Source organism: Catenulispora pinistramenti (assembly GCF_018274385.1).
GTDB classification, from domain to species: Bacteria; Actinomycetota; Actinomycetes; order Streptomycetales; family Catenulisporaceae; genus Catenulispora; species Catenulispora pinistramenti.
Genome location: NZ_JAAFYZ010000013.1, coordinates 35,881 through 62,161, shown reverse-complemented (window position 1 = coordinate 62,161; position 26,281 = coordinate 35,881). Strand labels below are relative to the sequence as shown.

General features: G+C 65.9%; 18 protein-coding genes, 1 tRNA gene and 3 pseudogenes. 14 read left to right on the top strand and 8 right to left on the bottom strand.

What is annotated here, in order from left to right; translation table 11 throughout:
* Nucleotides 1–57: 57 nt before the first annotated feature.
* The 11 genes from KGQ19_RS06165 to KGQ19_RS06115 all read left to right on the top strand — a co-directional run bounded on the left by KGQ19_RS06165 (nucleotide 58) and on the right by KGQ19_RS06115 (nucleotide 14,032).
* Nucleotides 58–131, top strand: a tRNA-Pro gene (locus tag KGQ19_RS06165).
* Nucleotides 132–353: 222 nt separating this feature from the next.
* Entirely contained in the window at nucleotides 354–1,412 is a 1,059-nt protein-coding gene (locus KGQ19_RS06160) for a hypothetical protein (protein WP_212008092.1), read from the top strand.
* A 510-nt stretch (nucleotides 1,413–1,922) separates the two neighbouring features.
* Nucleotides 1,923–3,263, top strand: a complete 1,341-nt coding sequence (locus KGQ19_RS06155) for a B12-binding domain-containing radical SAM protein (RefSeq protein ID WP_212008091.1) — start codon at nucleotides 1,923–1,925, stop codon at nucleotides 3,261–3,263.
* A 1-nt stretch (nucleotide 3,264) separates the two neighbouring features.
* Complete coding sequence (locus tag KGQ19_RS06150) at nucleotides 3,265–4,359, top strand: arginase family protein (RefSeq protein ID WP_212008090.1); 1,095 nt, start codon at nucleotides 3,265–3,267, stop codon at nucleotides 4,357–4,359.
* Nucleotides 4,356–5,495: a hypothetical protein gene (locus KGQ19_RS06145; protein WP_212008089.1), complete on the top strand. Its 1,140-nt coding sequence runs from the start codon at nucleotides 4,356–4,358 to the stop codon at nucleotides 5,493–5,495. Before KGQ19_RS06150 ends, KGQ19_RS06145 begins: the two co-directional genes overlap by 4 nt.
* A complete protein-coding gene (locus tag KGQ19_RS06140; protein ID WP_212008088.1) occupies nucleotides 5,483–6,724 on the top strand; it encodes an MFS transporter in 1,242 nt (413 codons plus the stop codon). The genes KGQ19_RS06145 and KGQ19_RS06140 overlap by 13 nt, the downstream gene beginning before the upstream one ends.
* A gap of 86 nt (nucleotides 6,725–6,810) precedes the next feature.
* On the top strand, nucleotides 6,811–7,947 hold the full coding sequence (locus KGQ19_RS06135) for a peptidogalycan biosysnthesis protein (protein ID WP_212008087.1): 1,137 nt from the start codon (nucleotides 6,811–6,813) through the stop codon (nucleotides 7,945–7,947).
* Nucleotides 7,944–8,858 carry a phosphotransferase family protein gene (locus KGQ19_RS06130; RefSeq protein ID WP_212008086.1) on the top strand — a complete coding sequence of 305 codons (915 nt, stop codon included), beginning with the start codon at nucleotides 7,944–7,946 and terminating at the stop codon, nucleotides 8,856–8,858. Before KGQ19_RS06135 ends, KGQ19_RS06130 begins: the two co-directional genes overlap by 4 nt.
* 72 nt (nucleotides 8,859–8,930) lie before the next feature.
* On the top strand, nucleotides 8,931–10,871 hold the full coding sequence (locus KGQ19_RS51750; protein WP_212008085.1) for a S9 family peptidase: 1,941 nt from the start codon (nucleotides 8,931–8,933) through the stop codon (nucleotides 10,869–10,871).
* 1 nt (nucleotide 10,872) lies between these two features.
* On the top strand, nucleotides 10,873–11,163 hold the full coding sequence (locus tag KGQ19_RS06120; protein ID WP_212008084.1) for a hypothetical protein: 291 nt from the start codon (nucleotides 10,873–10,875) through the stop codon (nucleotides 11,161–11,163).
* Between the two features lie 253 nt (nucleotides 11,164–11,416).
* Nucleotides 11,417–14,032 (top strand): winged helix-turn-helix domain-containing protein, encoded by a 2,616-nt coding sequence (locus KGQ19_RS06115; RefSeq protein ID WP_212008083.1) that lies wholly within the window; start codon nucleotides 11,417–11,419, stop codon nucleotides 14,030–14,032.
* Nucleotides 14,033–14,224: 192 nt separating this feature from the next.
* Here KGQ19_RS06115 and KGQ19_RS06110 read toward each other — a convergent pair.
* A pseudogene (locus KGQ19_RS06110) lies at nucleotides 14,225–14,509 on the bottom strand (transposase); the annotation flags it as partial.
* 69 nt (nucleotides 14,510–14,578) lie between these two features.
* On the opposite strand from KGQ19_RS06110, the gene KGQ19_RS06105 reads away from it, so the two are divergent.
* A complete protein-coding gene (locus KGQ19_RS06105; RefSeq protein ID WP_212008082.1) occupies nucleotides 14,579–14,890 on the top strand; it encodes a hypothetical protein in 312 nt (103 codons plus the stop codon).
* Nucleotides 14,891–14,918: 28 nt separating this feature from the next.
* On the opposite strand, the gene KGQ19_RS06100 is transcribed toward KGQ19_RS06105, so the two are convergent.
* The 3 genes and pseudogenes from KGQ19_RS06100 to KGQ19_RS52580 form a co-directional block, all read right to left on the bottom strand.
* Nucleotides 14,919–15,236 carry a transposase gene (locus KGQ19_RS06100; protein ID WP_230418255.1) on the bottom strand — a complete coding sequence of 106 codons (318 nt, stop codon included), beginning with the start codon at nucleotides 15,234–15,236 and terminating at the stop codon, nucleotides 14,919–14,921.
* Between the two features lie 60 nt (nucleotides 15,237–15,296).
* Nucleotides 15,297–15,665: a hypothetical protein gene (locus KGQ19_RS49325; protein ID WP_230418250.1), complete on the bottom strand. Its 369-nt coding sequence runs from the start codon at nucleotides 15,663–15,665 to the stop codon at nucleotides 15,297–15,299.
* A gap of 121 nt (nucleotides 15,666–15,786) precedes the next feature.
* Nucleotides 15,787–15,870 (bottom strand): annotated as a pseudogene (locus KGQ19_RS52580) (hypothetical protein); the annotation flags it as partial.
* Between the two features lie 242 nt (nucleotides 15,871–16,112).
* Here KGQ19_RS52580 and KGQ19_RS06085 point away from each other — a divergent pair.
* Nucleotides 16,113–16,442: a hypothetical protein gene (locus KGQ19_RS06085; protein WP_212008079.1), complete on the top strand. Its 330-nt coding sequence runs from the start codon at nucleotides 16,113–16,115 to the stop codon at nucleotides 16,440–16,442.
* An 83-nt stretch (nucleotides 16,443–16,525) separates the two neighbouring features.
* Nucleotides 16,526–17,248, top strand: a pseudogene (locus KGQ19_RS06080) (tyrosine-type recombinase/integrase); the annotation flags it as partial.
* Between the two features lie 150 nt (nucleotides 17,249–17,398).
* Here the strand turns inward: KGQ19_RS06080 and KGQ19_RS06075 are convergent.
* The 4 genes from KGQ19_RS06075 to KGQ19_RS06060 all read right to left on the bottom strand — a co-directional run bounded on the left by KGQ19_RS06075 (nucleotide 17,399) and on the right by KGQ19_RS06060 (nucleotide 26,088).
* Nucleotides 17,399–17,782, bottom strand: coding sequence for a hypothetical protein (locus KGQ19_RS06075; RefSeq protein ID WP_212008077.1), 384 nt, complete (start codon nucleotides 17,780–17,782; stop codon nucleotides 17,399–17,401).
* A 97-nt stretch (nucleotides 17,783–17,879) separates the two neighbouring features.
* Nucleotides 17,880–18,110: a hypothetical protein gene (locus KGQ19_RS06070; RefSeq protein ID WP_212008076.1), complete on the bottom strand. Its 231-nt coding sequence runs from the start codon at nucleotides 18,108–18,110 to the stop codon at nucleotides 17,880–17,882.
* A gap of 209 nt (nucleotides 18,111–18,319) precedes the next feature.
* Nucleotides 18,320–18,832: a DUF4265 domain-containing protein gene (locus KGQ19_RS06065; RefSeq protein WP_212008075.1), complete on the bottom strand. Its 513-nt coding sequence runs from the start codon at nucleotides 18,830–18,832 to the stop codon at nucleotides 18,320–18,322.
* Between the two features lie 5 nt (nucleotides 18,833–18,837).
* Nucleotides 18,838–26,088 carry an RHS repeat-associated core domain-containing protein gene (locus tag KGQ19_RS06060; RefSeq protein WP_212008074.1) on the bottom strand — a complete coding sequence of 2,417 codons (7,251 nt, stop codon included), beginning with the start codon at nucleotides 26,086–26,088 and terminating at the stop codon, nucleotides 18,838–18,840.
* Nucleotides 26,089–26,281 lie beyond the last annotated feature (193 nt).

The following is a 26,281-nucleotide window of genomic DNA, read 5'->3' as shown; positions in this document are numbered from 1 at the left end:
GATGTGATTCACAGGCCCCGGGTGCGGTATGGTCTTCCTGCCCGCAGATGCGGGCGGCGGGCTGTAGCGCAGCTTGGTAGCGCACCTGACTGGGGGTCAGGGGGTCGCAGGTTCAAATCCTGTCAGCCCGACGGTAACGTCGCAGGTCAGGGCCTCAATCCGAGGGATCGGATTGAGGCCCTTGATACGTTTTGGGGGCCAGTTAGGGGCCGGAAGTAGCCCGTAGTACGCGCTCAACGCACGGCAGCGAACGCCATGCACGGCTTCGGCAGCAACGCGGTCCGCGACTGCAGGTCGCTGAACTGGCGTTTCTCCGCCGTGCGGCTAACCCCCATTGACCGTTCCTCGCCAGCGTGATCGATTTTGCCGGCAACCCCGCGAAGTACGGCAACGCCTCGCCGTTCGAGACTCCGACCACCCAGGCCGGACTGAACGACATGGTGGACGGAAACTACGGGATCTTCATGGCCCGCGGCGGTGACTACCAATGCAACGTCGTGACGGGCTACGGCGGTCCGACCGGTACGGGGCCGGCACCTTGGGGTGCCGGCCCCGTCTGGCTGTCGCGATGCGGGTCATTTAGTCCTTGGCGGGACGGAGCTCGTGATGTAGGTCTTGCACGCGTCGGCACTCTGGTGCGCGATGAGCACTTCGGACCGTCCGGGAATGAATTCGGATACGTTCGTTCCCGATGGCTCCAGACGAATACGCCGCGACGACGGCGACAGCCGCCGCCTTCTTTTTCACTGCTGGACTCCATTCACAATGTTCATGACGCCTACGACGTCGTAGTCCTGGACGAGGGCGACCTGCCACCGGAGGGGCCGGACCCGGCCGTGTTCGAGGCTTCGGTGGCGAGTTGCCGACTGGACGACGTTGCCGCTCCCTTCAATCGGATCGCGTTCGGTGCGGACGGCGGGGATTTGGCCGAGGAGTTCGTCCAGGGGTGGCTGGCGTGTATGGCGCCGGCGTTCGCGCACTACGGGGTGTCTCTAGTCGTCGAAACGATCGAGACTTCACGGGACGGCCTGGTCGTTCTGGTCGATCCGACGATGATCGCGGCGACGCGGGCCTGCGCCGCCTTTCCTGCCCCTGAGATTCCGATGCTCGTTGGGGATGGATCGCTCGACGAGTGGCCGGGTCGCGTCATGGTGCGATACGTGGCGGGCAAAGTGCGCTACCTGCATGGGTCTCAGAGCGGGGAGCTCGGGCGGCGAACCCTGACGCGGACAGTGGCCGGCGTGCCAGGTGGAGTCATAGGCATTTATCACCCTAATCGGGTGATGCCGGCTCACCCCGGTGGGTTGGACGATGAGGGGAGCTTGATCCAGCCTCTTGTCCTCGTTGGAGACCCGTGCCCTGAGGCGGGTGCGCTGCGGATCGGTTCCGCGAGAGGGGTTTTTCCGGGATAGGTCAGCCATATTCGTTGACCGTCGTCATGAAGGGACCAGTCCGATGGCTACGACCAGCGCGATCTCCGCGCACGGCAAGGCATGCGGCATCGAGCCCTTTGATGGTGACCTCGTTCGACCCGCCCGAGTACTGAGCCTTTCCGGACCGCATTCCCGCGAGAGATGTCCGTAGCCTTATAGACGCCGAAGCGCGTGCCGAATTCGGCGAAGGCGAAGCCTCGGCGGATCCACACCAGGTAGGCCTGGGGAGGGCTGAACCGGATCGTTCAGGCGCTGAGAGAGCTTCCACGCCGACACCGCGAGGTGGCCGCGCTTCGCATCATCCTCGACCTCGGTACGCAGGCCACCGCGCGCGTCGATTGAATCCTCTTACCGTCAGGCAGACCTCTAGTCGTGCCCGTAAGGCTGTTTCTCCGTCGGCGAGCGGGATGCCTTTGTGCGGCCCCTTCCATGAGTCCAGCTGACGGTTTCGACTTCGAGGATTCCCTGCCATCGTCGAAGGAGACGACCATGCCCATGAGCTGCATAGTTCAACTTCCATTTCCCTCCAGCCATAACCCGGACCCGAACTTGTCGAGCTATTACGACGACTACGACCGGAGATTCCGGGCGGTGCTCCCCGAGTACTTCGTCCCTTCCGACGGGTTGTGGGAGATGCCGTTGTGGGTCGCCCACCTCACCGCCCTGGTGGACACCGCAGGCATCGACTCCGTCTTCTGTGACTTGTCAAAGACGCCGGCGGAGCCGGATGTTTGCTCCGAAGCGCTGCTGGAGGCGACGGCCTCCGGCGATCTGGTCCTCATGTCACCGCTCGCCCAGAACTTCCGCCTGGCGCTGGACGTGGCCAAACGATTGGAGCACGCCGGACGCCGTGTCGTCCTCGGCGGGAATATGGCCCCGCTCGCCCCGGACGGCGCCGTCCACGCGGTACACCGCGGCCAACTCGACGCCACCCTCGTCCGCAGACTCGCGGAACTCGCCTCCGGAGCGGGTGGGGGCCTGGAAAAGCCTCTGCTGCCCGGGCTGGCGTCCGAGCAGATCACCTGGGCACCGGAATACCGCCATCTCGGCGACTACAAGGGCCAAGTTCCGCTGCTGAGGCTCAATGCGAGCCACGGATGCCTGTACCAGTGCTCTTTCTGCGGCGACGCTTGGAGCAAGCAGCTCACCCTCGTGGCGAAGGACGCCCTCAGGCGGGAAGTGGACGAACTCACCGCCCGGTTCCCGGACACTCGGCTCTTCTATATCGGTGACAAGACTTTCGGCCAGTCGCGTGAGGCGGTCGCCAACTTGTTGGACGTCTTCCGCGACCGGCCCGGTTACCGGTTCATCGTGCAGACACACGTCATGCAGGTGAAGGACTGGATCGTCGAGGCCATGCTGGAGCTGGGCGTGGTCGCCGTGGAACTCGGCTTCGAGTCGGCCGACTCCCAGATGCTCAAACGACTCAACAAACTCTCACGCGGCCTGGACCACTACACCACCAGGATTCACACGTTGAGCGACGCCGGCTTGAAGGTCGTGCTCAACATGATGGGCGGGCTCGACGAGGAAACGGAAGCCGCGCACGGCGAGACCGTCGATTGGATGCGAGAGAACAGTTCGGCGCTGTGGCTGTTCAACCTCTACAACTTTGTTCCCTATCCGCTCACTCCGGACTTCTCAAGGCTGCGTGAGCGCATATTCAACTGGGACTACGCCCAGTGGAGGGAGGACGCGCCGGTTGTCTACCGGCCCAAGCACCTGTCTCCGGAAGCGAGCTGGAACGCGTTCCAAGAAAAGATCGCGACGGCACACGACATCATCCGTGCCCCGATCACCGCTGTCACGACCACTGCTCAGGAGAGGTGACATGGCTGAGCTCCCCGACTTCGCAACTCTGCAGAACAGCGTCAAGGCCGAGGACTTCGAGCAGGACCCGCTGCCGGGCTGGGCCGGCATCGCGACGCTCTTCGGCGCCCCTGCCCTTGCCGCCGGCCGGATGGACGTGGGAGAGGACGGCTGGCTGGTTTCGGGCGTTCCTTTCGACGCCACCGCCAGCTCGCGGCCAGGAGCCGCTGAGGGGCCCCGGGCAGTCCGCCAGGCAAGCCTGGTCTTCTCCAGCTATCTGACCAGTCTGGGCCAGTGGCGGATGCTGGACACCCGCACCGGTCAGACCTTCCGCTACCGCGCTCCCCAGGTCGCAGATGCAGGCGACCTGCACGTCTATCCGACGGACACCGTGCGGACTTTTCAAGCGGTCGCGGCGGAGAGCCGCCGGCTGAGCCAGTCTGCGCCACGTCTGATCTTCCTCAACGGTGATCATTCGTGCACTTTTCCCACGTTCGCCGGCTTCCGTGCCGGACGGCTCGATCGCGGCGCGGGCCGAGTGGGGTTCATCAACATCGACCATCACTTCGACTTCGGCAACTGGAGCGCGCTGCACGGGCCGCTATACCACGGCTCCAACTCCCGCCGGATCAGCGAGATCCCCCAGATGCGCCCGGAGGACATGGCCTTCGTCGGTGTCGGCGACGTGACCAAGTACGACCAGTACCAAGAACTGATCAACCGTGGCTTCCACGCCGTGCCGGGCTACCAGATCATCAGGGACGGGGCCGCCGCATCGCTTCGTCCCCTTATTGAGGAACTCGGCTCGCGATGCGACACGGTCTACGTCTCACTCGACATCGATGTGATCGACAGCTCCTCGGCGACCGGCACCGGTCATGTGACCATGGGCGGACTCGGCATCGGCCACCTTCTCGACGTCTATGACGAACTCCGGGCCCTTCCTGTGGGCGCCTTCGACGTGGCGGAGGTCGCGCCCCGCTACGACCCGTCCGGCGCGACCGCGCAGATCGTGGCACGCCTGCTCTTCGAGTTCCTCTTCCGCACCGAGTGCGCGCCGCCGGAGTTGGCGCCCTGGTCCGACAGTGCCTCCGAGCGACCCCTGGAGCACCAGTGAAATTCACCCCCGCACAGGCTCAGTTCGACTGCACCGCTCTGGTCTCCGGGCCGCGGGACAGACGCGAGCAGAGGCTGGACGACCTGGCCGCCGCATCCGTCGACGCCATCCACCGGTTCGGCTTCGCGGTGTTCCGCATCGGCCGACTACGGCTGGGCGTCGAGGAGAGCCGCAGGCTGTCGACGACGTTGGCCGAACGAATCCGCGCAGCTCTGATCGCCCGTGGCGCCCCGGCGCAGATGCGGCTGGAGGTCGACCGGCCGCAGCAGACGCACGTGCCCGAGGGCTTCTCCACGCGGACTCTGCTGCCCCATCACGACGGACAACACTGCTCGTATCTGACACCGAGTCTCCAGGACGCGCCCGACTGGGATCCCGCTTGGCGGGAATTCGGTGACTCCGGCTACACCACCACTCCCGCCCACAAGATGTATCAGGGCATCTTCCTCTCCGACGTGGGAGAGGGGCTGAGCGTCACCACGTACTACGACTGGCTCGGCGTCATCGACGACGTACTCGACCGGCGTGGCATCGACATCGGGGACGACCGTCAGGCCGCTGCGGCACGCTGGATCGGCGACAATTTGCGCCGAGCGCTGAAGCGTCAGCCTGAGCACGGCTGTGCTTATCCGTCGTTCGGGGCGATGTTGGGTCTGGAGGAGCCGCTCTGGCACGGCTTGTCCTTCCACCACGGAGAGGCCGTGATGACGAAGGAGGAACGACGCCGTTATCCCGCCGGCGTCCCGCTGACCCGGCGCTGTGCCTGCGGGGAGTGTGAGGGCGAGGCGGCGCGTCTGTTCTGTCATCAGGTGCTCATGGCAACCGGCCTGACCTGGGACCGGTTCCGGCGCCGTTGGGAAGTACTCGCCCCCGGCGAGCACTGCGACCTGTTGTTCGGCCACAACCTCACCATGCTCCACGGCGGCCTGGCCGGCGGTCCAGGACGGATCATCGAGCCGTTGTGTCTGGTCGTGGACACCCCGGTCGGACCCGAGTACGAGCGATGGCTGGCCGCGTCCTGGAGACGTACGTTGCCCGAGCGGATCGATGCGGGGAGCCCGCCACTTCCGCCACGGGAGGCGACTGGCATCGGCGCGCCCGGCACCACGCGGAGCGGCTCGCGGTGCGTCAGCTGATCCCGGACACCAGCCCGCAGCGCGTGATGGCGGCATCGGACTTGGTCAACAGCTTCGGCGGTGGTCTGTACCTCACAGCCGGCGTCCTGTATTTCACCCAGGCAGCCCACCTGCCAACGGCCCAAGTCGGTTTCGGCCTCGGCGCCGCCGGGGTCGTCGCGCTGTTCGCCGGGATCGGGTGCGGCCGCCTCGCCGACCGCTACGGCGGCCGCGACATCTATGTCGTCACCCTCGTGATCCGGGCCGCGGCCACAGCCGGATTCCTTCTGGCCCACAGCTTCTGGATCTTCCTCATCACGGTGTGCCTGGCCAACAGCGGGCAAGCCGCCGGGCTCGCCGCACGCAGCCTGCTCATCAGAGGCCACGGAGGTGAGAGCCCACAGAGATTTCGCGCCTATCTTCGGTCCGTCACCAACCTGGGGATGTCGTTCGGCGCGCTTCTCGCAGGCTGGATCGTCACGGTCGGCACGCACAGTGCCTACACTCTCCTCGTCGTCGCCAACGTGATCGCTTTCGCCGGCTCCGCGGCCTTCATGTTCTTCCTACCGGCTTCTGAGCCCGTCCCCGTCCCGCACGGCAGATCTGCGGGATGGGTAGCCCTTCGCGATGTGCCTTATATCCTGATGACCGTCCTGGAGGGCATCATGTCCATCCAGTACAAGGTCCTCACTGTCGCCATCCCGCTGTGGCTGTTCGCCTTCACAACAGCGCCGCACTGGCTGACGGCTGGGACGGTGATCGTCAACACGGTCATCATCATCCTGTTCCAGGTGCGGGCGAGCCGGAACGTCGACACGCCCGCGGCAGGTGGCGCGGCCTACCGGCGGGCGGGCACAGCGTTCCTCCTGTCGTGCTCGCTGATCTCGCTGACTGCGGGACTGGCTCCATGGACGGCCGCCGCGCTGCTGATGACGGCGGTCGTGGTTCACACGATCGGCGAGCTGTGGCACTGCGCCGGAGGGTTCGAAGTCTCCTTCGCCCTCGCGCCTGAATACGCGACCGGTCAGTATCTCGGCTTGTTCGGGCTCGGCTCGAGTCTCGCCGATGCCGTTGGTCCCGGCCTGTTGATCGCACTCTGCATCAACGGGGGACGCCAGGGCTGGTACGTGGTCGGATCGCTCTTCCTGCTGACCGGCCTGGCCGTGCCGCTCACCATCGGCTGGGCACAACGCCACGCTGTGCCGGCCAGGTCGCCGACTGCCCTGCCGGTTGTCGATCAGCCACAATGACAGCTCACTGCGGTACCTCTCGAGGAGGCCGACTGAATGGTCACCGTTGCCCGCCACTCAACCATCACCGACCACCGGTCGCCGATATGCGAATCCTGACCACTCCATCTCTCGCGGGCGAGTTCGAACAGATGTGGAAGACTCTCAGCGCGGGAAAGCCGGCGCAGATGTCGACTGCGTGGCTGCGGTCGCAACACGGACGCATCGCCGACACTCACCGCTATCACTTCCTGGTCGACGATGACGGATGCGAAGCCCTGGCAGCGGCCGCCTGCATGATCATCGATCGGAATCAGACGGATGTGTCGTTTCGGCTGGACAGTCAACTACTGGCAAAGGGCGCAGGGGAGCAATCGACGCTGGCATCCCACCTTGGCGACAGCATCGGCCGGACATACGTGTGCGCAATAGGCAGCGCACATCTTCCAGGCGTCGTCGCGAAGGACCACCTGCCGAAAGGCGCCCTCAGCCACCTGATCTCACACCTGGAATCAGAGGCGGTCGCGAACGGCGCGCAGGCAATCGCCTTCTTCAATTTCGAGGAATCTCGCTGGCCGGAACTGGAGGCGGCCTTTACGGAAACCGATTACTTCAAGGCAGTGTTCGCCGGCGAGACTCTCTTGCGCCTGCAGGGTGTCGATGGCTTTTCCGGGTACCTGGAGCGGCTGCCTCGTCAACGCCGCCGTACCGTCCGACACGAGATCCGCATCTTTTCCGAACAGGGCATGGAGCTGTCGTCCGACGCCATCGAGCATCTGACCACCGAGGCCGAGGATCTCATCGTCGCCCACCAGGAGCGCTACGGTTGGACAAACGTACGAGGTCGCATCCGGAACAGAATCGAGCGAACCCAGGAGTTCTTTCCCGGAATGGAGTTCCTTTTCGCAAGAGACGCGACACGGGAGCTGGTCGGCATCATGGGCCTGGTGGCCGAACCCGGCGGCGGATCCACTGCGGCGATCTACGGATCCAGAAGGAACGGCGCGTTCGTCTACTTCAACATGTTCTACTATGAACGCATACGGCGAGCCCTGATACGGGGCTGTAACGAGCTACGCTTCGGCACCCAGACCTATCGCGCTAAAGTCGCGCGAGGCTGCGAGGTCCGTCCGCTGCATACCTTCTTCAAGGTTTTCGGTGACTGCCGAGGGATGACGGAACTTGTCGCCCACCGCAATCAGATGGAGATGGACAGCTGGCAAAACGACCAGGAGGCGACATGAGTACAGATGACGGGGCTGCACGTCAGCTGGACGGCGGCCCGATGGTATCTGTGGTGGCTCGGTTGCACAGCTTGAGCTCGGTGCGGATCCTGGCTCGCGGATTGGAATCCCAAGTCTGGAGGGCGACTTCGGAGCAATACGGCCAGGTCGTCGTCAAACTTCCGGTGAATCTTTCCTATGACAATGTCAACGATCCGGGTGTCGAGCTGTCGACGCTGTTCCGACAGGAGCAACGGCTCGCTGCCCACCTGCACCACCACGGGTTCTCGCAGGCGCCCAGAGCATTCGTCGTCGATGAACTCGACGGCCACCCTTTCATGATCTCCGAATACATCGAGTCCGACGCCGAGCCGGTCGAAGGCTACGAAGTCGGGCGCGCCTTGGCGGCCCTCCACAAAGTGCCGCCGCCGGAGTTCGCCACCTCCGCGCAGGAGGGTATGCCGGCGAGCCGACTCATTCCGCACCGAATCAACCGGCGCGCTCTCGTGTTCAATGAGATCACCGGTGAGTCGTTACCCATTCCCTCCGTCGAGGAGATGGCCGCCGCACTGCTGGAAGTGGCAGATGATGGTCACCTCCTCCATCTCGACGTCCGATCGGCGAATCTTCGCCGATCAAGCCGGCGACCCGTTGTGCTCCTGGACTGGAGCAACAGCCTCGTGGGCCCGGTGCTGTTGGAACTCGCCCGCTCCCGGCAGATCGGTGACATCGCCGGTGACGAACTGGAAGCGGGCTACCGATCGGTCGCTGGCGACTACCGCCGTTCAGAAGCCGCCGAGCTCATCTTCCGTCTCGACGCCGCCGTGATGCTCGCCCTGGTGTTCTTGTCCGAGGCGCCCGATCCGGCCGCGGCGAAAGTGGCGTGCTCCCGCGCCACCGGGCTGGCCTGGGAGCTTCGAACGGCCTTGTGAGCAGGCACCGCCGGCAGGCGGGACCCGAGTAGATCACCCGATGAAACGATGGGACCCATCATGGTCGATGATGTGACTGTTGCACCGTTTGGTTCGTGGTCCAGCCCGATCACCTCTGCCCTTGTCCTTGAGGACTCGGTGCGCCTGGGCGGTCTGTTCGTCGACGGCGACGCCGTGGTCTGGGAGGAAGCCCGGCCGGCCGAGGGCGGCCGGGTCCAAATCGTGCGCCGCGCTCCCGACGGCACCCTCACCGACCTGCTCCCTGCCGGGATGAGTGCGCGCACCGCCGTGCACGAGTACGGGGGCGGGGCATGGTGGGTGCGCGGCGGCGTCCTGTGGTTCGCGAACTGGGCAGATCAACGGCTCTACCGGCTCTGGCCGGGCGCGGTGCCGGTACCGATCACGGCGCCGCCCGCCACACCGCGCGCCGACCGCTGGGCCGACGGGGACACGAGTGTCGACGGCACGTCGATCGTCTGTGTGCGCGAGTGTCACGGCGGGCCCGGCGCCACCGGCGTGCGCAACGAGATCGTGCGCATCGCCGCCGATCGCGTCGGCGAGCCCGAGGTCCTGGTCAGCGGACCCGACTTCGTCGCGGCGCCGCGTCTGTCGCCGGACGGCGCACGGATGGCCTGGCTCCAGTGGAACCACCCGAGCATGCCCTGGGACGACGTCGAACTGCTGGTGCGCGACATCGCGACCGGCGCGCAGACGGTTGTCGCCGGCGGGCGCGGAGAATCGGTCGGCGAGCCGCGCTGGCAACCCGACGGTGCATTGTCGTTCCTGTCCGACCGCACCGATTGGTGGAACCTCTACCGCTGGCTGCCGCACACCGGCGTCGAGCCGGTAGTGCACACGGGTGCCGACCTCGGGGTGGCCGCCTGGCAGCTCGGAATGTCCCGTTCGGCGACGCTCGAGGACGGCACCGTCGTCTTCGCCCGCTACCGCGACGGACGCGACGGGCTCGCCGTTCGCACTGTCGACGGCACGATCCGCGACCTCGACCAGCCCTTCACCGCCCTGTCGGCGCTATGTGCTGCCGGTAACGCCGTAGTGTTCGTCGGCGGCACCCCCACGTCCGCCGCCGGGATCTACCGGCTCGACCCGGCTACCGGAGAGCTGACCGTCCTGCGCCGGCCGCCCGAATTCGGCATCGAGCTCGGATACCTGTCAGTGCCCGAACACCTCACCTACCCGACAGGTGCGGGCGCTGAAGCACATGCGCTGTTCTACCCGCCCACCAATCCCGGGTTCACCGGGCCGGACGGGCAACTCCCCCCAGTACGCGTGCAGGTCCACGGCGGCCCCACCGGCACGGGGCACTCATCGTTGAAGACGAGCTACCAGTACTGGACGAGCCGCGGGTTCGCCGTCGTCGACGTCAACCACCGCGGCTCGACCGGTTATGGGCGCCGCTACCGTGATGCGCTCAGGGGCGCATGGGGCGTCGCGGATGTGGAGGACTGCATGGCTGCGGTGTCATGGCTGGCCGCGCGCGGACGCGTCGACGGAGCGCGGCTGACGATCAGCGGCGGGTCCGCGGGCGGCTACACGGCGCTCGCGGCGCTGGCTCACAAGGACACCCCGTTCGCCGCAGGCACCGACCGCTACGGCGTGGCCGACCTGGAGGCGTTCGTGAGGGACACGCACAAGTTCGAAAGCCACTATCTCGACGGGCTCATCGGGCCCTATCCGCAACGTCGCGACGTCTACGTGGAACGCTCGCCGATCACTCACATCGCCGACCTCACCAAGCCAGTGATCGTACTTCAGGGCTCAGAGGACGCCGTGGTGCCCCCCAGCCAGAGCCGGCTGATCGTCGACGCCCTGCGCGGGCGGGGTGTGCCCGTGGCCTACTTGCTGTTCGACGGCGAGCAGCATGGCTTTCGGCTCGGGGCGAACATCTGCCGGGCCCTGGACGCCGAGTTGTCCTTCTACGGGCAGGTGCTCGGCTTCGAACTACCAGCGGCCGAGGGGATCGACCCGGTGGAAGTGGAGAACCTCGGCAGATAGCGTGCCAGGGCCCTGGCACGCCGCCGACAACGACAACGACAACGACAACGACGCCGACGTCTGCGCGCTGGGCGAGCAGCGGTCCGGGCGCGGACGCGGACTCCAGGGCTTCGCGGTGGCCGCCGTCGGCATCGGCACCGGCGTAGGCGATGAGTGGCACCAGAGCGACCGGAGCCGTCGGCGAGATCGGCTACCTGCCGATCTCGTCCGCCCGGTTCGACTCGGCGAACCGCACCAAGGGCGACGTCGTTCACAGAAACGGCGCCACTCCGGCATCATCGCAGCGTGCTGAGCAACATCCTGTCATCCCAGTAGGCTGATTCTCAACGACGCGGCACACGATCAAAGGTGTCCCGGCCCGCAATCCCTGACCGTCTCCTGGTCTTGACTACCAGGGCCGGCCCGCCCCGGATCGCCTGGATCGGGTGACGACTCCTCAAGCCGCCAAGGCTCCGGGCGCCGACGACGGTGACATAATATGAAATGTGGGCTCGGGTGAGACAAGTACCAGCGTCGCGGGTGTCCCCGGTCCTGTGGTGAGCAGGGTGGTGTCACGCCCGGCGTTGGTGCGGCTGTTGGCCGGGGCGGCCCGGGTGACGTTCGTGTCGGCACCGCCGGGAAGCGGTAAGACGGTGCTCCTCAAATCGTGGATCAGCCAGCCGGACATGGCCGGTCGCGCCGCGTGGGTGCCGGTGGGGCGCGATGACCTCGATCCGCGGCGGTTCTGGATTTCAGTACTCGATGCGATACGTCGGACTTCCGTGGGATCGGAGCTGGTGCGAGCGGTTTCGGCGGCGCCGGATCTAGATGGTTGGGCACTGATGGAGCTGCTGCTCAAGGATCTGGCATCGGTGCGCGACCGGTTGTGGCTGGTGATCGACGACGTGCACGAATTGAGGTCGGAGGAGGTCCTGCGGCAACTCGAACTGCTGGTGATGCGTGCCCCGCCGGAGCTTCGGTTCGTCCTGGTCGCCCGCCACGACGTTCGGTTGGGGCTGCACCGGCTGCGGCTGGAGGGCGAGCTGACCGAGATCCGAGCCGACGATTTGAAGTTCAGCGTGGCCGAAGCCGCCGAGCTGGTGACGTCCGCGGGTGTGGACTTGCCCACGGCGGCGCTGACGGCGCTGTACGAACGGACGGAGGGCTGGGCGGCGGGATTGCGTCTTGCCGCCTTGTCGCTGGCCAGGCAGCCTGAACCGGTGCAGTCCGCCGCCGACTTCTCCGGCAGCGAGCGGACGGTCGCCGAGTACCTGCTGGCGGAGGTGCTGAACCGGCAGAGCGAGCAAGTGCGGCGGCTGCTGTTGCGCACCTGCGTCCTGGAGCGGGTCAACGCGGAACTGGCCAGCCTGCTGACCGGCGACGAGGACGCCGAACGGATCCTGTTGGACCTGGAACGGGCAAACGCCTTCGTCGTCTCGCTGGACGGGCAGCGCACCTGGTTCCGCTATCACCACATGTTCGCTGACCTATTGCTGCTGGAACTGCGACGCGTAGCGCCCGGTGAGGTCGCCGGACTGCACAAGACCGCCGCCGGATGGCTGGCCGAGCACGGATTCCCGGGCGAGGCGATCCGGCACGCGCAGGCAGCCCAGGACTGGGACCTCGCCACCGGCCTCTTTGTCGATGCGTGGTCCGGTCTGCGCCTGAACGGACAACACGCCACCATCCACGAACTGCTCACCGCGTTCCCCGCCGACTTGGTGGCGGCTGACGCCGGCCTGGCCGTCGTGGCAGCCGCCGATGAGCTCAACCGCGGATCGCTGGAGGCGGCCGAGAGCTTCCTCGGCCTCGCCGAGCGTCGATCGACGTCAGTGCCCGAACCCGATCGTCGTCGGCTTCGCATCCTGCTCGGGATCGTCGGGCTGCTGCTGGCCCGTGAGCGTGGGAACGTCTCGGCGGTGGCCGAAGTCGCGGCACGACTCTACGCCGAGACAGCGGCGGATTCCGCCGGGAAGGGCCCCGACGAGGATCTGCAGGCACTCGTGTCGATCAGTCTGGGCGCGGCCGAGTTCTGGGTGGACCGGCTTGAGGACGGCAGAGACCACCTGGAGGCCGGCATCGCACTGAGCCGACGGATCGGGCGTCCCTATCTGGAGTTCACGGGCCTGGCCGACCTGGCGATGGCAGAGATCTACGTCTCGTTCGCCCGAGCCGACCGCGATGGCAGGCAGGCGTACGAGCTGGCCCGTCGACACGGCTGGACCGACCATGCCGCCGCCGGCGTCGCCTGCATGGCGGTGGCCACCGTGCTGGTGCGGCAAGGCCGGACAGAGGAAGCCGAGCCCTGGGTCGAACGCGCCGAACGAACCCTGAGAGCGGAGACACAGCCTGCGGCCAGCCTGGGGATCAGCTATGTCCGCGCGCTGCTCGAGCTGGGCCGGAACCGCTACGAAGCGGCTTTGGCCGCGCTGCGGTCCGTCCAGACCCAGGCCCAGCGGCTGGACGGACCGCACCACCTCATCCCCCGCATACGCACGTTTCAGATCCATGCCCTGATTCGCTCGGGCCAGGCCCAGCACGCCGAGCGCCTGCTGGCCGGGTTGGGCGACCATGATCGCGCCTTCGGTGAGATCCATACCGCCGCCGCTGAGCTGAATCTCGCGCAAGGCGACCCGCACGCCGCGCTCACCGCGCTCGCCCCGGTACTGGAAGGTGACGTTCCACTGGACCGTCGCGTCTGGCGGGCTCAGGCCCACCTGCTGGCGGCGGCCGCGTACGACGCGCTTGCTGACCGGGCAGGTGTGGAATCAGCCATCGAACACGCCCTCGACGAGGCGGAGCCCGACGGAACGCTCTCGCCGTTTCTGCTGTATCCGCCCCCTGGGCTGGCCGATCACCATCGCACCGCGCACGCCTCCCTGCTTGCCGAGATTCGGAGTGCGCTCGACGGAGCCCAGGTCGCGCAGGCACCTGGCGGCCCACATCCACTGGTCGGACCGCTCAGCGACAGCGAGATCCGCGTGCTGCGCTACCTGCCGACGAACCTGACCTCGCAGGACATCGCCGGCGAGCTGTCCGTCTCGCGCAACACCATCAAGACCCATATACGCAAGCTGTACGACAAGCTCGACGTGCACAGCCGGACCGAGGCTGTCGCCCGAGCCCGCGACCTCAGACTGCTCGCCCCCGCCCCGCCGGTCCCGGGCGCCGCGCGACACTGAGACTGTGGGTGCCGAGATCTCGGCACCGCGTCATCAGGGCAGGATCTTGCGGTGAACCGTCCTTCCTTTCCAGGCTCGCGTCCATTCCACACGTTTTCGTGCTGCCGTTGAGCCATGCCAGCGCGCTCGCCGGCCTCAAGGACCAGATCACGCAGGTCCCGCCGGCAAAGCTGAAAAGCTGGCGCCCCTGACTTATCCGTGGGTGGTTCGGCCGGGTAGTTGGGGTCGGTAGCCGCCGTGAGCGAGGAGTGCGAGGGCGATGAGGGCTTCGGGGTTGGTGAAGCCGTAGGCGGTGCGGGTGATCTGGCGGATTTTGGTGTTCATGGATTCGATCAGGGCGTTGGACAGGTTGTGGTCGAGGGCGTTGTCGATCTGTTCACGGTTCTTCTTGATCTTGCGGGCCAGTTCGACGAAGGCTGGGATGCGGCAGCGTGTGGCCCAGGAAAGCTTGTGTTTGAGCTCGACGGCGGCGTGGTCGTGGGCGCACGTCAGGAGGGCGCGCCAGCTGCGAGCACGCAAGGGCGATACTCCGAACCAGAGGATGCGATGGCCGACCTCGTGGAACCCTTGTCGGCAGTGCCAGGACTCGCCGGAGTCGAGACCGTCGACTGGCTGGATGCGTACGAGGACACCGCGAGCGAACTGTACAAGGTCCCCTCCGGGGCTTCGGTATCGGTGGCGAAGATCGACGGTGAGTTCGGCAGGCTGTCCGTGCAGATCGGGGCGCGGCAAGCGTACGCGGTATGCGAATACGACGTCACGTCGTGGGTCGGCAATCAGAGGGCGGGCATGCACATGGCGCCTCCATACTTCGTTCGGCTCTCCGATCAGGAAGGAGCCTATGAGCGGGGTGCCTAGTGCAGCGCCGCGTTGATCCTTCGGGGGTTCACGCTGTCTTCAGCGGGCTGCCGTCGTAGGTCCAGCGGTAGGGCTTGGCGTCGTGTTCGTCGTAGGCCAGAACGAAGTCGTCGATGCGCTCGGCCAGTTCGTCGCGGGAGGCGAATTGGCCGCGGCGGAGCAGGCGGCGGGTGAGGGTCGAGAAGAACAGTTCGACCTGGTTGAGCCAGCTGGCGTGCTGGGGAGTGTGGTGGACGTGGAAGCGGGGCCGGGCCGCGAGCCAGGCCCGGGTCTTCTTCGCGACATGGGATGAGCCGTTGTCCATGACCAGGTGGATGTCGGTGCCGGCCGGGACGGTGGCGTCCAGGGCGTGCAGGAACCCGATGAAGGTGTCGGCGTTGTTGCGGGCGATCGTCTCGGTGAGGACCTAGCCGGTGTGGACGTTCAGCGCGGCGACGATCGAGACGGTGCCATGGCGGATGTACTCGAACTCCCGGCGGGTCCGCCGTCCCGGTTGTCCCGGTTGTCCTAGCTGGTCGGGGTGTTTGCGGGAGCGGGCGGTGATGCCGGTCTTCTCATCCACGCTGAACACTACGGAGTTCTCCGGGCAGGTGCGGTACAGGGCGCAAACGTCAGCGGCTTTGGTGAAGAACTCCGGGTCGGCCGGTCGAGTCAGCCAGCCGCGGACCAGGTGCGGTTTGAGATCGACGGCGTCCAGTATCCGGCCGATCTGCGAGGCGGACACGGCCAGCCCGGCCAAGCCCAGGTGTTCGGCAAGCAGCCGGTGGGTCCACACGGTGTCTGTCCCCGGCGGCGTAGCGGTGGCCGCGGCGATGATCCGTAGTTTGTCCTCCAGGGACAGCCGGGGACAGCCGGGGGCGGCTGGCCGGCCGGGGCCGGTCGGTCAGCACGGCCAGCCACTCGACGGCGAACCGTTTGCGCCAGGTCCGGACGGTGTCGACATGCCGTCCGGCGGCCTTGGACACGGCGGCGTTCGACATCCCGTCGGCCATCGCCAGGATCACCGAGGCCCGCTGCACCTGCCCGAACGGCGCGGTGCGCGAATCGGCCAGGTGTTCCAGGTCCTCGCGCTCGGCTCCGGTCAACTCGATCACGAACGGACTGGTCAGTGCCATCGCCCCACCCTGAGATCAGACTGCTGTTCCGCTGATCATCTCGGGGCGGTCCCTGGTCGTGGTGCACCAGGTCACCGGTCTTCGTGGGGATCGGGCAGGATAGGGCCATGGCCAGCCCGAACGCCGCCAAGACGGCCGCCCTGCACCAGCGCCTGACCGCCCACGCCCGGCGCTGGCCGCAGATCACCGAGATCAAGGTCCGCTGGCGGGCCGGCTACGCCTACATCGACGCCGTCCTGGCTGACGACGATGACGGCGACCTGCAGTTGTGCCGCCTGAAAGACACCGGCCACCCCGAGCTGTGGGGGTTCGCACTGTTTACCTACAGCAACGAGCGCTACGAGGACAACATCCTGCCCACCAGCCTGCCGTTCGGCAGCCCGGAAGCCGCGCTGGACTGCGCTGCCGGACTCTACCTCGGCGACCCGAAAACCTGATCAAACCCCCGAAGGATCAACGCGGCGCTGCACTAGGCAAGGACGCCGCCCCCACGCCGTCCCGGCGGAACAAGGACCGCGCCCCGCACTGCTGCGCCATCGGAGCCTGCTGCCACCAGACCCTGGCTCCGCGCACCTTGCAGTACGCGCACGCCGTGCTGGCCAGCGCCCTGAACCACGCCGTGAGCGAGGATCAACTCCCCCGCAACGTCACCAAACTCGTCCCGATGAAGACCGGACGTCCCGTCCGGTTCGAGCCGTTGACCCTGGAGGAGGCCCGGCGACTCCTGTCTGCGGCGCGGGCGCATCGGCTACACGCCTTGTTCGAGCTCGCCCTGCGCACCGGACTACGGCGCGGGGAACTGCTCGGACTGCGGTGGACCGATCTGAACCTGGACGCCGGAACCCTCAGCGTCCGCAGAACCCTGCAACGCTTACCCGAGCGCGGCCTGGTGTTCCTGCCGCCCAAGACCAAGGCCTCCGAACGCCGCCTCGCTCTGCCGACCGAATGCGTCCACGCCCTCAAGCAGCACCGTGAGCAGCAGGTCGCCGAGCGTGAGGCGGCCCGGACGGTGTGGAAGGAACAGGGACTCGTGTTCCCTACCCGAGTGGGCACCCCGATCGATCCCGTGAAGCTGCGCCGCTACCTAGGCACGCTCTGCGACTCCGTCAAGGTGCGACGAATCCGCTTCCACGATTTGAGACATTCCTGCACCACCCTGATGCTGGAACAGGGCGTCGAGCTCGTCACCATCAAGGAACTCCTCGGCCACGCCCACATCGGCGTCACCGCCGACACCTCGGCAGTAGAACCCGTGACGGCAACCGTCCACCGGCGTTGCCGTCAAAAGTAGCCGTCAAGACCCACGAGGAGCCCGTCGAAATATCGACGGGCTCCTCGTATTACCAGCTACAGAACGGTTGACTCATTTCAGCTACGGGCTACCGCAGATTTTTCAAATCGACACTTCTTCAATCGCAACATGATCGTCTGGCGTCGCCAATAGTTCGGCAGGCGACACGCCAACTAGCGGTGTCGGCGTACCGATTCCCCAGATCTGCCATCCATCGAAGAAGTACGTCTCTCCGAGGAATGGCCCCATCGGACCAACTCTTGCATGTTGCGATATCTCACTAACCAGTTGAACGAGCAGCTCGCGCAGCACCTCCGTGCTAGCCCCAGCCTCATAGCTCCAGCATCCCAGCCAAGCCCGTGTTGCGGGAAGCTGCGTATTGTGGACGCAGATCCAAGCACGTCCCGGCTTCTCGCCATCACCCAGAAGGACGCAGGCTACATAGCCCTGACCTGCCGGGATGTCCACCACAGCCTGTCGCTTCATCGTCGTATCGCAAACTCGATCAAGGTACTCGGATCCATATCTCCCGATAGAACTCGACGTGCAATTTCCGCTGTCCGATGATGGCCGCCGGTAATAACTATTCGAGAGATCCCGGGAAGTTTCCTGAATCGCCAGGAGCCCAGTCGCGATACCCACTGATCGGATCGTTGCCCTGTGGACCGCCGGGCTTGAGCAGATCTTCATTCGACAGGTTGCGAACGCCACCGTGACCGACTTCCTCACCGCCGTGCATCTGGAGATCGTTAAGACCGTGTGTCTCCACTCTGTTATCGACCATCTCTCCGGCTCGGCCGTAGAACTTGTCCACGTCTTCGTGGATCGGCAAATCCGACAGGCCCTCGTTGGCGGCACGCGTTCACGCTCAAGAACACCAACGGCCAGGACTTGTACACGATGATATTCGCGACAGACCAAACAACGAACCGCTGCTGGAGTACTCGTACGGCAGCCATCTTCGCCCGCACAACCGCGGGGCACATCACGGTCCCGAATGTCCGAGCACCCCTTCGTATCCCATCAAAGTTTAGGAAAATTCGGCAGTTGGCCTCGATGGATCGACGAGATCGCACTTTCCTGGAACTCAATAACCCCGTCCGCAGTGAGAGCGCGGAGCCACTCCCGAAGCGGTCTGTAGTCGACGGCAGGAGGAACATCTACTGCGAGGAGAGATGCAAACTGCTCGGACTTTTCCCACGAGCAGCCAGCTTCTCGCAGCCTAGTCTCAACTTCGCTACCCGCCTCAGTGTCCATGAGGACGACCCGAGTTGTCGAATGGCCGGACTCTGAGGTGAAGTGGTCGAATACAAGCTCACGTCGTTCATGATCGGGACGCACTTGGATGAGATCGCCATGCGCTACGCCGCGAGCAAAGAAGGGTGTGTTCAGAAGCCGAATTTCAAACTTCACCTCGGTCTTCTCACCCCACAGACGCTCGACCGAAACGGGCGGCCAGTTAGGCTTCTCGGCGTCCAGATCGAACGCGACCTTGAACATCTTTGCACCGCTGGCGGAAGTTGGCTGCTGGCTCATCCCGGTCACCTATCTTCCTCATTCAGGAAGTCCCGAAGCTCGTTATCCCATTCTTCGACTGTCTTCGCTGACTTGTCTCTATTGCACGCTCGACAAGCCACGCAGCCATTATGCGCAGCACCACATCCACCTTGCACCTTCGGAATCTCGTGGTCGATCTGGGCATCATCGGGCCGACCCGAGATTCGGTTGCCATCGGCATCCCGTGAGGCCCTACGCTCCACGGTCCGCCCACAGTAATCGCACTTATACTCGCCGCCGTTCTTTGCTGCGTTATCGTCATACACCTGCTGACGTCCGGCGTCTGTGAAGTCTTCTCCCGCGCGGTCGTTCAGCGATGTTCCGCAGTTGTGAACGAGTACCGGTGTATCACCCGCCTCCACATAATACGTGTGGAGTCCGTCAATGGTCAGGTCGTACGTGACCATCGACCCCGTGTAGTTGCCCACGGCCAGCACGGTGACCCGGCCGGTATCGGTCGTCTGCAACTGCTCGCCAGGCTGCAAACTCCCCGCCCCGACGAACTGGCCGGCCGTGTAGTCGTAGAATGGATGGTTCTGGGTGGTGGTGATCGTCTTGGGCCCGTTCGGCGTCCCGACGGTCAGGCTGGTGAAGTCCTTGTCCGTGTAGGTGACGTGGACGATGTCAACGGTGTGCGTCTGGTCGTCCGCGCCCGGCGCCGCGTTCTTGATCTTGTCGCCGACCTGTATTCGGCTGATCGGTTTGGCGGAGCCGTCGGCCATGAGCACCGGCGTGTCGCCCTTGAAGGAGTGGAGCACGCAGCTGGCTCCGGGAAGGTCCTCCGCGTCCTTGGCCGCGTTGACGGCGAGTTCCCCGGCTGCTTCTTCGCCGGCTTCCTTGCCCGCGTAGGACATTGCCCCTTCCAGGGCGTCCTTGCCGAGGGTTTCCAGTCCTTCCAGCGCGATGGATTCTCCGCCGGTGCCGATGACCGTGCCGATGGTGATCGCTGCCTGGATACAGCCGCCGACTGACGGATCGGTGATGCAGCCGACCACGTCCGCCGCGCCCGAGGCGTGGTAGGCGAAGTTCGCCGCGGTTTTCAGCGCTCCGAACCAGCCGTGGTGCTGCTTCTTCTTGGCGGCTGCCGCGGCGGCCGCGGCAGCCGCCCTTTGCTTCCGTGCCTGTGCCCGCGCGTTCTCGGCCGCGATGTCGTCATCGTGGGCGTTGAGCCGGTGCACCACGTAGCTGGGGTTCGACCACTTCGTCTTGATCTTGCCCCAGGCCTGCGGGGTGTCGATGGTGTTCTGGTAGTCCTCTTGTTTCAGTTCGTTGGCGGTGTCCTGGTCGGCCTGCCAGTCCTTCTTGTTCATCCGCTCGGTGCACGCCTGGTCACAGCCGATCAGCCCGGTGGGGTCCGAGGCGTTGACCGGGTCGTCGCCGGAGTAGGAGTAGCCGCCCATCTGGCCGGGGTCGCCGGCTTCGAAGACGGGGTCGGCGGACAGGAAGCGTCCAGCCTGCGGGTCGTATTGGCGGGCGCCGAGGATATCCAGTCCAGTCGTGGTGTCCTGAGGCTTGCCGAGGAAGGCATGGGTGTCCGGCCAGGACGTGGGAGCGCCGGCAGCCGCGTTCCGCTGGTTGCCGTAGGGGTCGAAGTAGCGGCGCTGCATGTTCAGCGTCATGGCGTCGATGTCGACGGCCGCGGTGTGCTGAGAGTCGGTGAACTCATAGTCGAGCGTGCCGTCTGAGGACTCGACGACGACTGCGCCGGATGGCGTCTGGATGAACCGCTTACCGGTCGTCGCGCCGGTAAGCGGGTTCCGGTGCAGCTCTTGGCCCGCCACATACAGCGTGTCGTCGTTGTCGTCGCGCTGGATGAGCAGCGCCCCGTCGGCGTCGTACAGATAGCTGGTCGACTTGCCAGTGGCCTGGTCCTGGACCTGGGCCAGATCGCCCTCTGCATCCCAGGTCAAGGTCTGGTTGTTGCTGCTCCCGATCTTCCGCAGGGTGGTGTTGCCGGCAGCGTCGTACTGGTAGGCGTCGTTGCTGGTGACCGCGGCTCCGGTCTTGGTGGTGGTGCCGGTCGAGGCGTGCGGCTGGTCGGCGCCGGCAGCCGGGTAGTCGTAAGTATGTGCGATGTCTTTGGCGGTGTTGCCGGTGACATCGTGGGTGACGTCCGAGAGCCGGTCGCCCATCTGGTCGTAGCTGTAGCCGGTCCAGTAGGGAGCGGGTCCGCCGACCTGGCTGGAAGCGGAGGACGGTGTCGGGGGCTTGGTGTCGTTGTTGCAGGCGCCGACGTTGGCGGCCGAGAAGACCGGACTGTTCGGTGACAGCACGCGGGTACCGCCGGTGTCCGTCCAGGCCTGCGACACGCGCCCGGCGTAGTCGTAGTTGAAGCACTGATTATCGGTCTGTCCGCCGAGTTGGGCGTCCTGGACCGCCTTGAGCTTGCCTTCTTGGTTGTACAGATAGTTGATGGAGTCGAGCGGTCCTGACGCGTTCTCCTTGTCGAACAGGTCAGACAGCCGCCGGCCGGTGCCGTCGTCATAGGTGGTGGTCTGCACCGCCTGCAATGGCATGTCGCCCAATGTGGTGCGGACCGGTCGGCCCAACCGGTCGTAGGCCTGGCCGGTGAGGTATTCGGCAGCTCCTCCCGCGGAGGCCAGCAGACCGTTCTGGTTGTAGGAGTAGGAGACCGTCTCCGCGGCGAGCGGGCCGAGGTCTGAATAGTCGACGCTCTGGACGTTCTCGGTGACGGGCTTGTAATGGGTGGTCGTCTGGTAGTTGCCGTTGAAGGGCGCGTCAGGTGATCCGGACGGCGCGTTGACTGTCAGCACCGAGCCCAGCGGCTTGTACGTGGGGCTGTATCCGGTGACGGCGGTGGTGTAGGTGCCGCCGCCGGAATACCGGACAGAGGTGGACGGCAGGCCCTTGGCCTGGGCGTCATAGGTCCATCCAGCGAGCTGCGGGCCGTTCGAGGCATTGGCGAACTCGCCGGTCTTCCGGCCTAGTGTGTCGTAGGAGTAGTAGAGGCTCTGGCCCCTGGCGTCAACGGTGTGGTCGATCTGATCGGCAGCGTTGTAGAAGGTCTGGCTGGTCCCGGCGTCCGGGTCGTGCTGTGAGGCCAGCCGGCCGCGCAGGTCGTAGTTCCACGTCCAGACGTTCTTCCCGGTCGGGTCGGTCACCGAGGCCTTCTTGCCCGACGGGAAGTACGTGTAGGTGGTGACGTCGGCGTCGCCGGCGTTGCCGGTGGCCGTGGCGATGCCCTGGCGGTACACCCACGTCTGGGTGACACGCCCATTGACGTCGGTGATGGTAGTGGTAGGTGTGCCGGTGGCCCCGGAAACCCCTGCCGCCGTGGCACCCGGGGTGGCATCGGTCGGCGGGTTGCGGTCGACCTCATCGGCGCCCCGGTAGACCGCCGTGGAGGTCCACTGCGGGTTCGCGTGGGCGAAGAAGGTGGTGCTGACAGATCTGCCCACCGCGTCGTAGGACGTACGGTCCGAGCCGGGTACCGCTCCGTCGTCGAAGATCTGAGGGACGCCGGCCTGTGCCTGGTCGTTGAAGAAGGGCTCGTGGGCACCGACAACCCAGCCGTGGCTGTCGTAGAAGGTGTTGCTGAAGAGCCAGCCGTTGGAGGAGGCGTCAGGCGCCGTGTCCTGTGTCTGGACCTTCTGCATCATCGAGTCGTAATAGATATACGACTTCGCGTAAGTGCCGTCCTCCCGTAGCGTCTCGGTCAGCACACTGATAGGAGTGTTCAACCCGGCCATGTGATTCGGCGCGCTCGGGGTGAAGGTCGGTATGAGATACGTGAACTTCTGGTTCGGACTCTGAGTGGCCTGCTTGCGGTCCGGTGACCACACCGCGGTGAGCCGGCCCAGCGCGTCGTAGGTTTCGTCGGTCACGCGGCCGTTGGCGTCAGTCTTGTGCAGCGGCAGGTTGCGTGCCGGGTCGATCGTCGTCGTCGAGGTCCAGCCGGCCGGGCTCGTGACGGTGACCGACGTGGGCAGGGCGCCACCGGCGGGTGCGAAGTCCGTCTTCGTGGTCTGATTCGACGGGATGTCGGTGGCGGTGACCGCACGGCCGTACCCGTCGTAGGTCGACGCGGAGGTGGTCGCGTAAACCGCCCCTGCGTTGGCATCGTAGTGATCGATCACCTGGGTGTAGGCCGCGTCCGGAGCCTTCGACCCGTCGAACGTCGAGGAGACGGCTCCGGTACCCGGTGAGGCCTGAGCACCGTAGAACGTCCGGGTGTCCGCCACCGTGGCCGTCGTGGAAGGCTTGGTCCCGCAGGGCCCGGCCACGGTCGTGTTCTCGAAGACGTAGTCCTTCCACTGCGGCTGGTTGGTGAAGCTCGCGTACGTCGTCGTGGTGCAGGTTTCGGGCGAGGACGCCGTACCGTCACCGAGGTCGTCCGCCGTCGAGAGCCGCCCCAGGCTGTCGTAGGCGTTAGTCGTGGCCGAGTTCCGCCATGCCCCGCTGGCCAGCAGATCAGCACCCTTGCTCGTCTGCAGGCCATGCATCCGGGCTCGCACCGTCGGCAGGCCGCCGGTGCGAACGTGCTGAGCGGTCGGAGCGGACAGCCACGGAACCGAGACCTTCTTGCTGACGATGGTCGATCCGTTGTACGTGTCGGTCTCCAACATCGAACCGGCTAAGGCGACGTCGTCCACGATGCCCTGGGCACCGGTGGCGCCGAGCGAATCGGTGACCCGGACCGGCGGGATCGACGACTTGCCCGCGGAGTCGATGCTCAAGTCCTGGTCCATGCCGCGCAGGTAGGTCGACACCGTCTTGGTGATCGGGTCACTGGAGGACGGGTTTCCCGAGGTGACGCTCACCTGCGGGTAGCCACGGAACTGATCCCAGGTCGCCTTGGAGCCGGGTGCGTAGTCCAGCTCGTTGTCGCTGGTGTGCCAAGCCGGCAGACCGCCGTAGGTATACGTCGTGATGTGGTCGGGTGAGCTGGTGCCCAGCCCGCTGTTGCCGGCTGATGTGGTAACCGCTGTGACGACGTACTTGTTGAACCAGTCGGCCACCGACGCCATGCCTCTGGGCGTCCAGGTCTGCTGGAAACACAGCAGGGTGTCGGTTCCCGGCGCGGACGGCATCACGACTTTGCCGAGTTTCGGATCGTTGTTGCACTGCGGGCTGTTGTAGTCGACCGTGGTCGTCTCACCGGTCTCGGTGCTGATCATCCACATGCGCGGGTGCCGGAACGGCGGCATCGCCGTCCCGTTCGCGCTGAGCCCGGCGACCCGGTTATCCAGCATCTTCGGATAGAACACCACCGGCGCCAGGGTGACCGGAGTCAGCCCGTTGACGGCCGTGCGCTGGATCGAGGACAACCACAGCGCCTTACCGGTGGAGTCGACCGGTCGTCCGGGGCTGTCGTTGGGGTCGGCGAAGCTGTACGTCAGCTGGTAGGAGTCGACCGGTGCGTAGCCGCCGTTCTTCAGGACCTGGGTGGCGATCCCGGTGATCATTTTGGTGGTGAAGAACGTCGGCGAGTCATTGCCGCACGCCCCGGACGACGGACACATCTGGTCGGTCGGAACGTCCGGCCAGTTGCCGCTGAAGATGTTGTTCGAGTAGTTCTTCGGGTCGCAGGCCGTCGCTCCGGCCAGGCACCGTTCAGCGACCGTGAACTGCACCTGCGCCGCCGACTTCCCACCGGCCGCCGCCTCAGCGAGGGTCTGCCCGTAGCTCACCGCCGTCGGATAGCCGCCGCGGATGTACTGGACGAGGCTGCCGTTGGAGGTGTCGGTGACGCCGGTGGTGAAGTAGTTCGTCTCGGTCTGGTAGCCGTACGAGGTGAGGTTGCCGTTCACGTCGACGACGTAGTCCAGGTTCCAGCGCCAGGCCTTGGTGCACACCGATGCGGCGAACGTGGAAGCGTGGCACGGCGTTCCCGGGTCGGCGCCGTAGACCGGCTCGGTCCAAACCGAGTTCGACGGCGTGCCCAGGTTGGTACCGGTCGGCAGATGCCCGGCACCGAAGTAGTACTTCGTCCCGTCGTTGGTGGTGACGACCCAGTACTCGCCGTCGTGATCGCCGTTGGCGCCGAACGGGTCCCCGAGCAGCTGCTGAATCTGGGTGCCGTCGTCGCTCATCAACTTCCAGACCTTGCTGGTGTCGTCGAGCACGAGGGTTCCGGAGTGTCCGGCGAGGTTCAGTGTCGCGTTCTGCTTGCCGTAACACAGATCCGGCGAATACGGCTGGTGGTCATTGACGCAGGCGGTATAGGAACGCTCGATGAAACCCGGGGCCCAGGACCAGCCCTGGCCGAGTTGGCCACTCTGGTTGTTGGCCGCCGCGGTCTGACCGTCCGCGTCAGCGGAGTCGTAGCCGAGGGCGATGCCCGGGGCCGCTCCGCCGAGGGTCGGAGGTACGGCGATGGGGTACCCGTAGCTGAAGCCGCCGGTGTTCCCGTCGGTGCCCCACGAGTCGGACGCCTTGACCGAGGTGGCTTGGAAGGAGCCGGTCGGCCCGGAAGGCGCGGCGACGGCCGCGAGTACCACGGGGGCGGACGCAGACGAACCAAGCGGGTTCGGAGCAGCAGCGGTCGTGTTGGCGCCGGCGGCCTTCGGCTGCACCGTCGAGGCCGGCGCGGGGAGAGCGACATCGGCCTCGACGCGCTGGTCCGATGCACTCCGGCTCGACGGGATCGGCGTCTGCCGCTCACACGCGGGGTCCGACGGCGTCGTCAACGCACACGCCGGCAGCTGGACCCAATGCAGGCGAGAAGACCAGCCGGCGCCATAGGCCGCCGCGAACGCGGTGTCGTCCAAACCGATCCGGACACTCGAGGAGTCATTGTCGCCGTCGGCCCGCGCAACGGTCAGCAGCACACCCTTGACCCCGGCGGCTTGGGCCTGGGCCTGCGTCGCCATCTGGACCGCCACCTTGGCCGGGGCCGGCTCGGCGGCCGAAGCGTCCAGCTTCGCCGAAGTCCCCTCGGGCTGCGACGCGTGACTGGAACCGGATATCCAGACCGGCTGACCGGGGACCTGGGCCGCCGAGCCGGATTGCGCGGCCGAGCCGGTGTCCACGACCACTGAGCCGCCCGCCGGCCAGACAGGGGCCGGCACGGGAACCGTCGTCTGCTGCTTGAGGGCTTGCTGCACCGTCTTGGGCGCGGCGCCGGTCTTGGGCGTGCCCGGTATCGAAGGACTCTGAGTCAACGGCCGCGGCGACCAGAGCTCATGGTTCTTGGATTTCGACGCCAAAGCGGTCGGCGCGCCGGCGATGACGCCGGCGACCAACGTCGCCGACAGTGCCACCGCGACTGCCATGTGTATCCGCGAAAGCCTGCGCCGTCCCCACGGCGATGCCCCACCCATGCCCGATGCCTCCCACCCGAATGATCAAGATCGAGGCCTCGCAGGCTAGTGGTTCGGGCCGTTATTAATCAAGCCAATGATTTGTACCGCCTAGTAGGTTTCGGCTTGATAACTTTCACAAGCTGCATAGTCATCTCTTACAGAG

Bases quoted from the DNA above. Each gene is read 5' to 3' on its own strand.
- KGQ19_RS06135 (WP_212008087.1), top strand. From the start codon at position 6,811: ATGCGAATCCTGACCACTCCATCTCTCGCGGGCGAGTTCGAACAGATG.
- KGQ19_RS06155 (WP_212008091.1), top strand. From the start codon at position 1,923: ATGCCCATGAGCTGCATAGTTCAACTTCCATTTCCCTCCAGCCATAAC.
- KGQ19_RS06085 (WP_212008079.1), top strand. From the start codon at position 16,113: ATGGCCAGCCCGAACGCCGCCAAGACGGCCGCCCTGCACCAGCGCCTG.
- KGQ19_RS06105 (WP_212008082.1), top strand. From the start codon at position 14,579: ATGGCCGACCTCGTGGAACCCTTGTCGGCAGTGCCAGGACTCGCCGGA.
- KGQ19_RS06075 (WP_212008077.1), bottom strand. From the start codon at position 17,782: ATGAAGCGACAGGCTGTGGTGGACATCCCGGCAGGTCAGGGCTATGTA.
- KGQ19_RS06060 (WP_212008074.1), bottom strand. From the start codon at position 26,088: ATGGCAGTCGCGGTGGCACTGTCGGCGACGTTGGTCGCCGGCGTCATC.
- KGQ19_RS06065 (WP_212008075.1), bottom strand. From the start codon at position 18,832: ATGAGCCAGCAGCCAACTTCCGCCAGCGGTGCAAAGATGTTCAAGGTC.
- KGQ19_RS06150 (WP_212008090.1), top strand. From the start codon at position 3,265: ATGGCTGAGCTCCCCGACTTCGCAACTCTGCAGAACAGCGTCAAGGCC.
- KGQ19_RS06130 (WP_212008086.1), top strand. From the start codon at position 7,944: ATGAGTACAGATGACGGGGCTGCACGTCAGCTGGACGGCGGCCCGATG.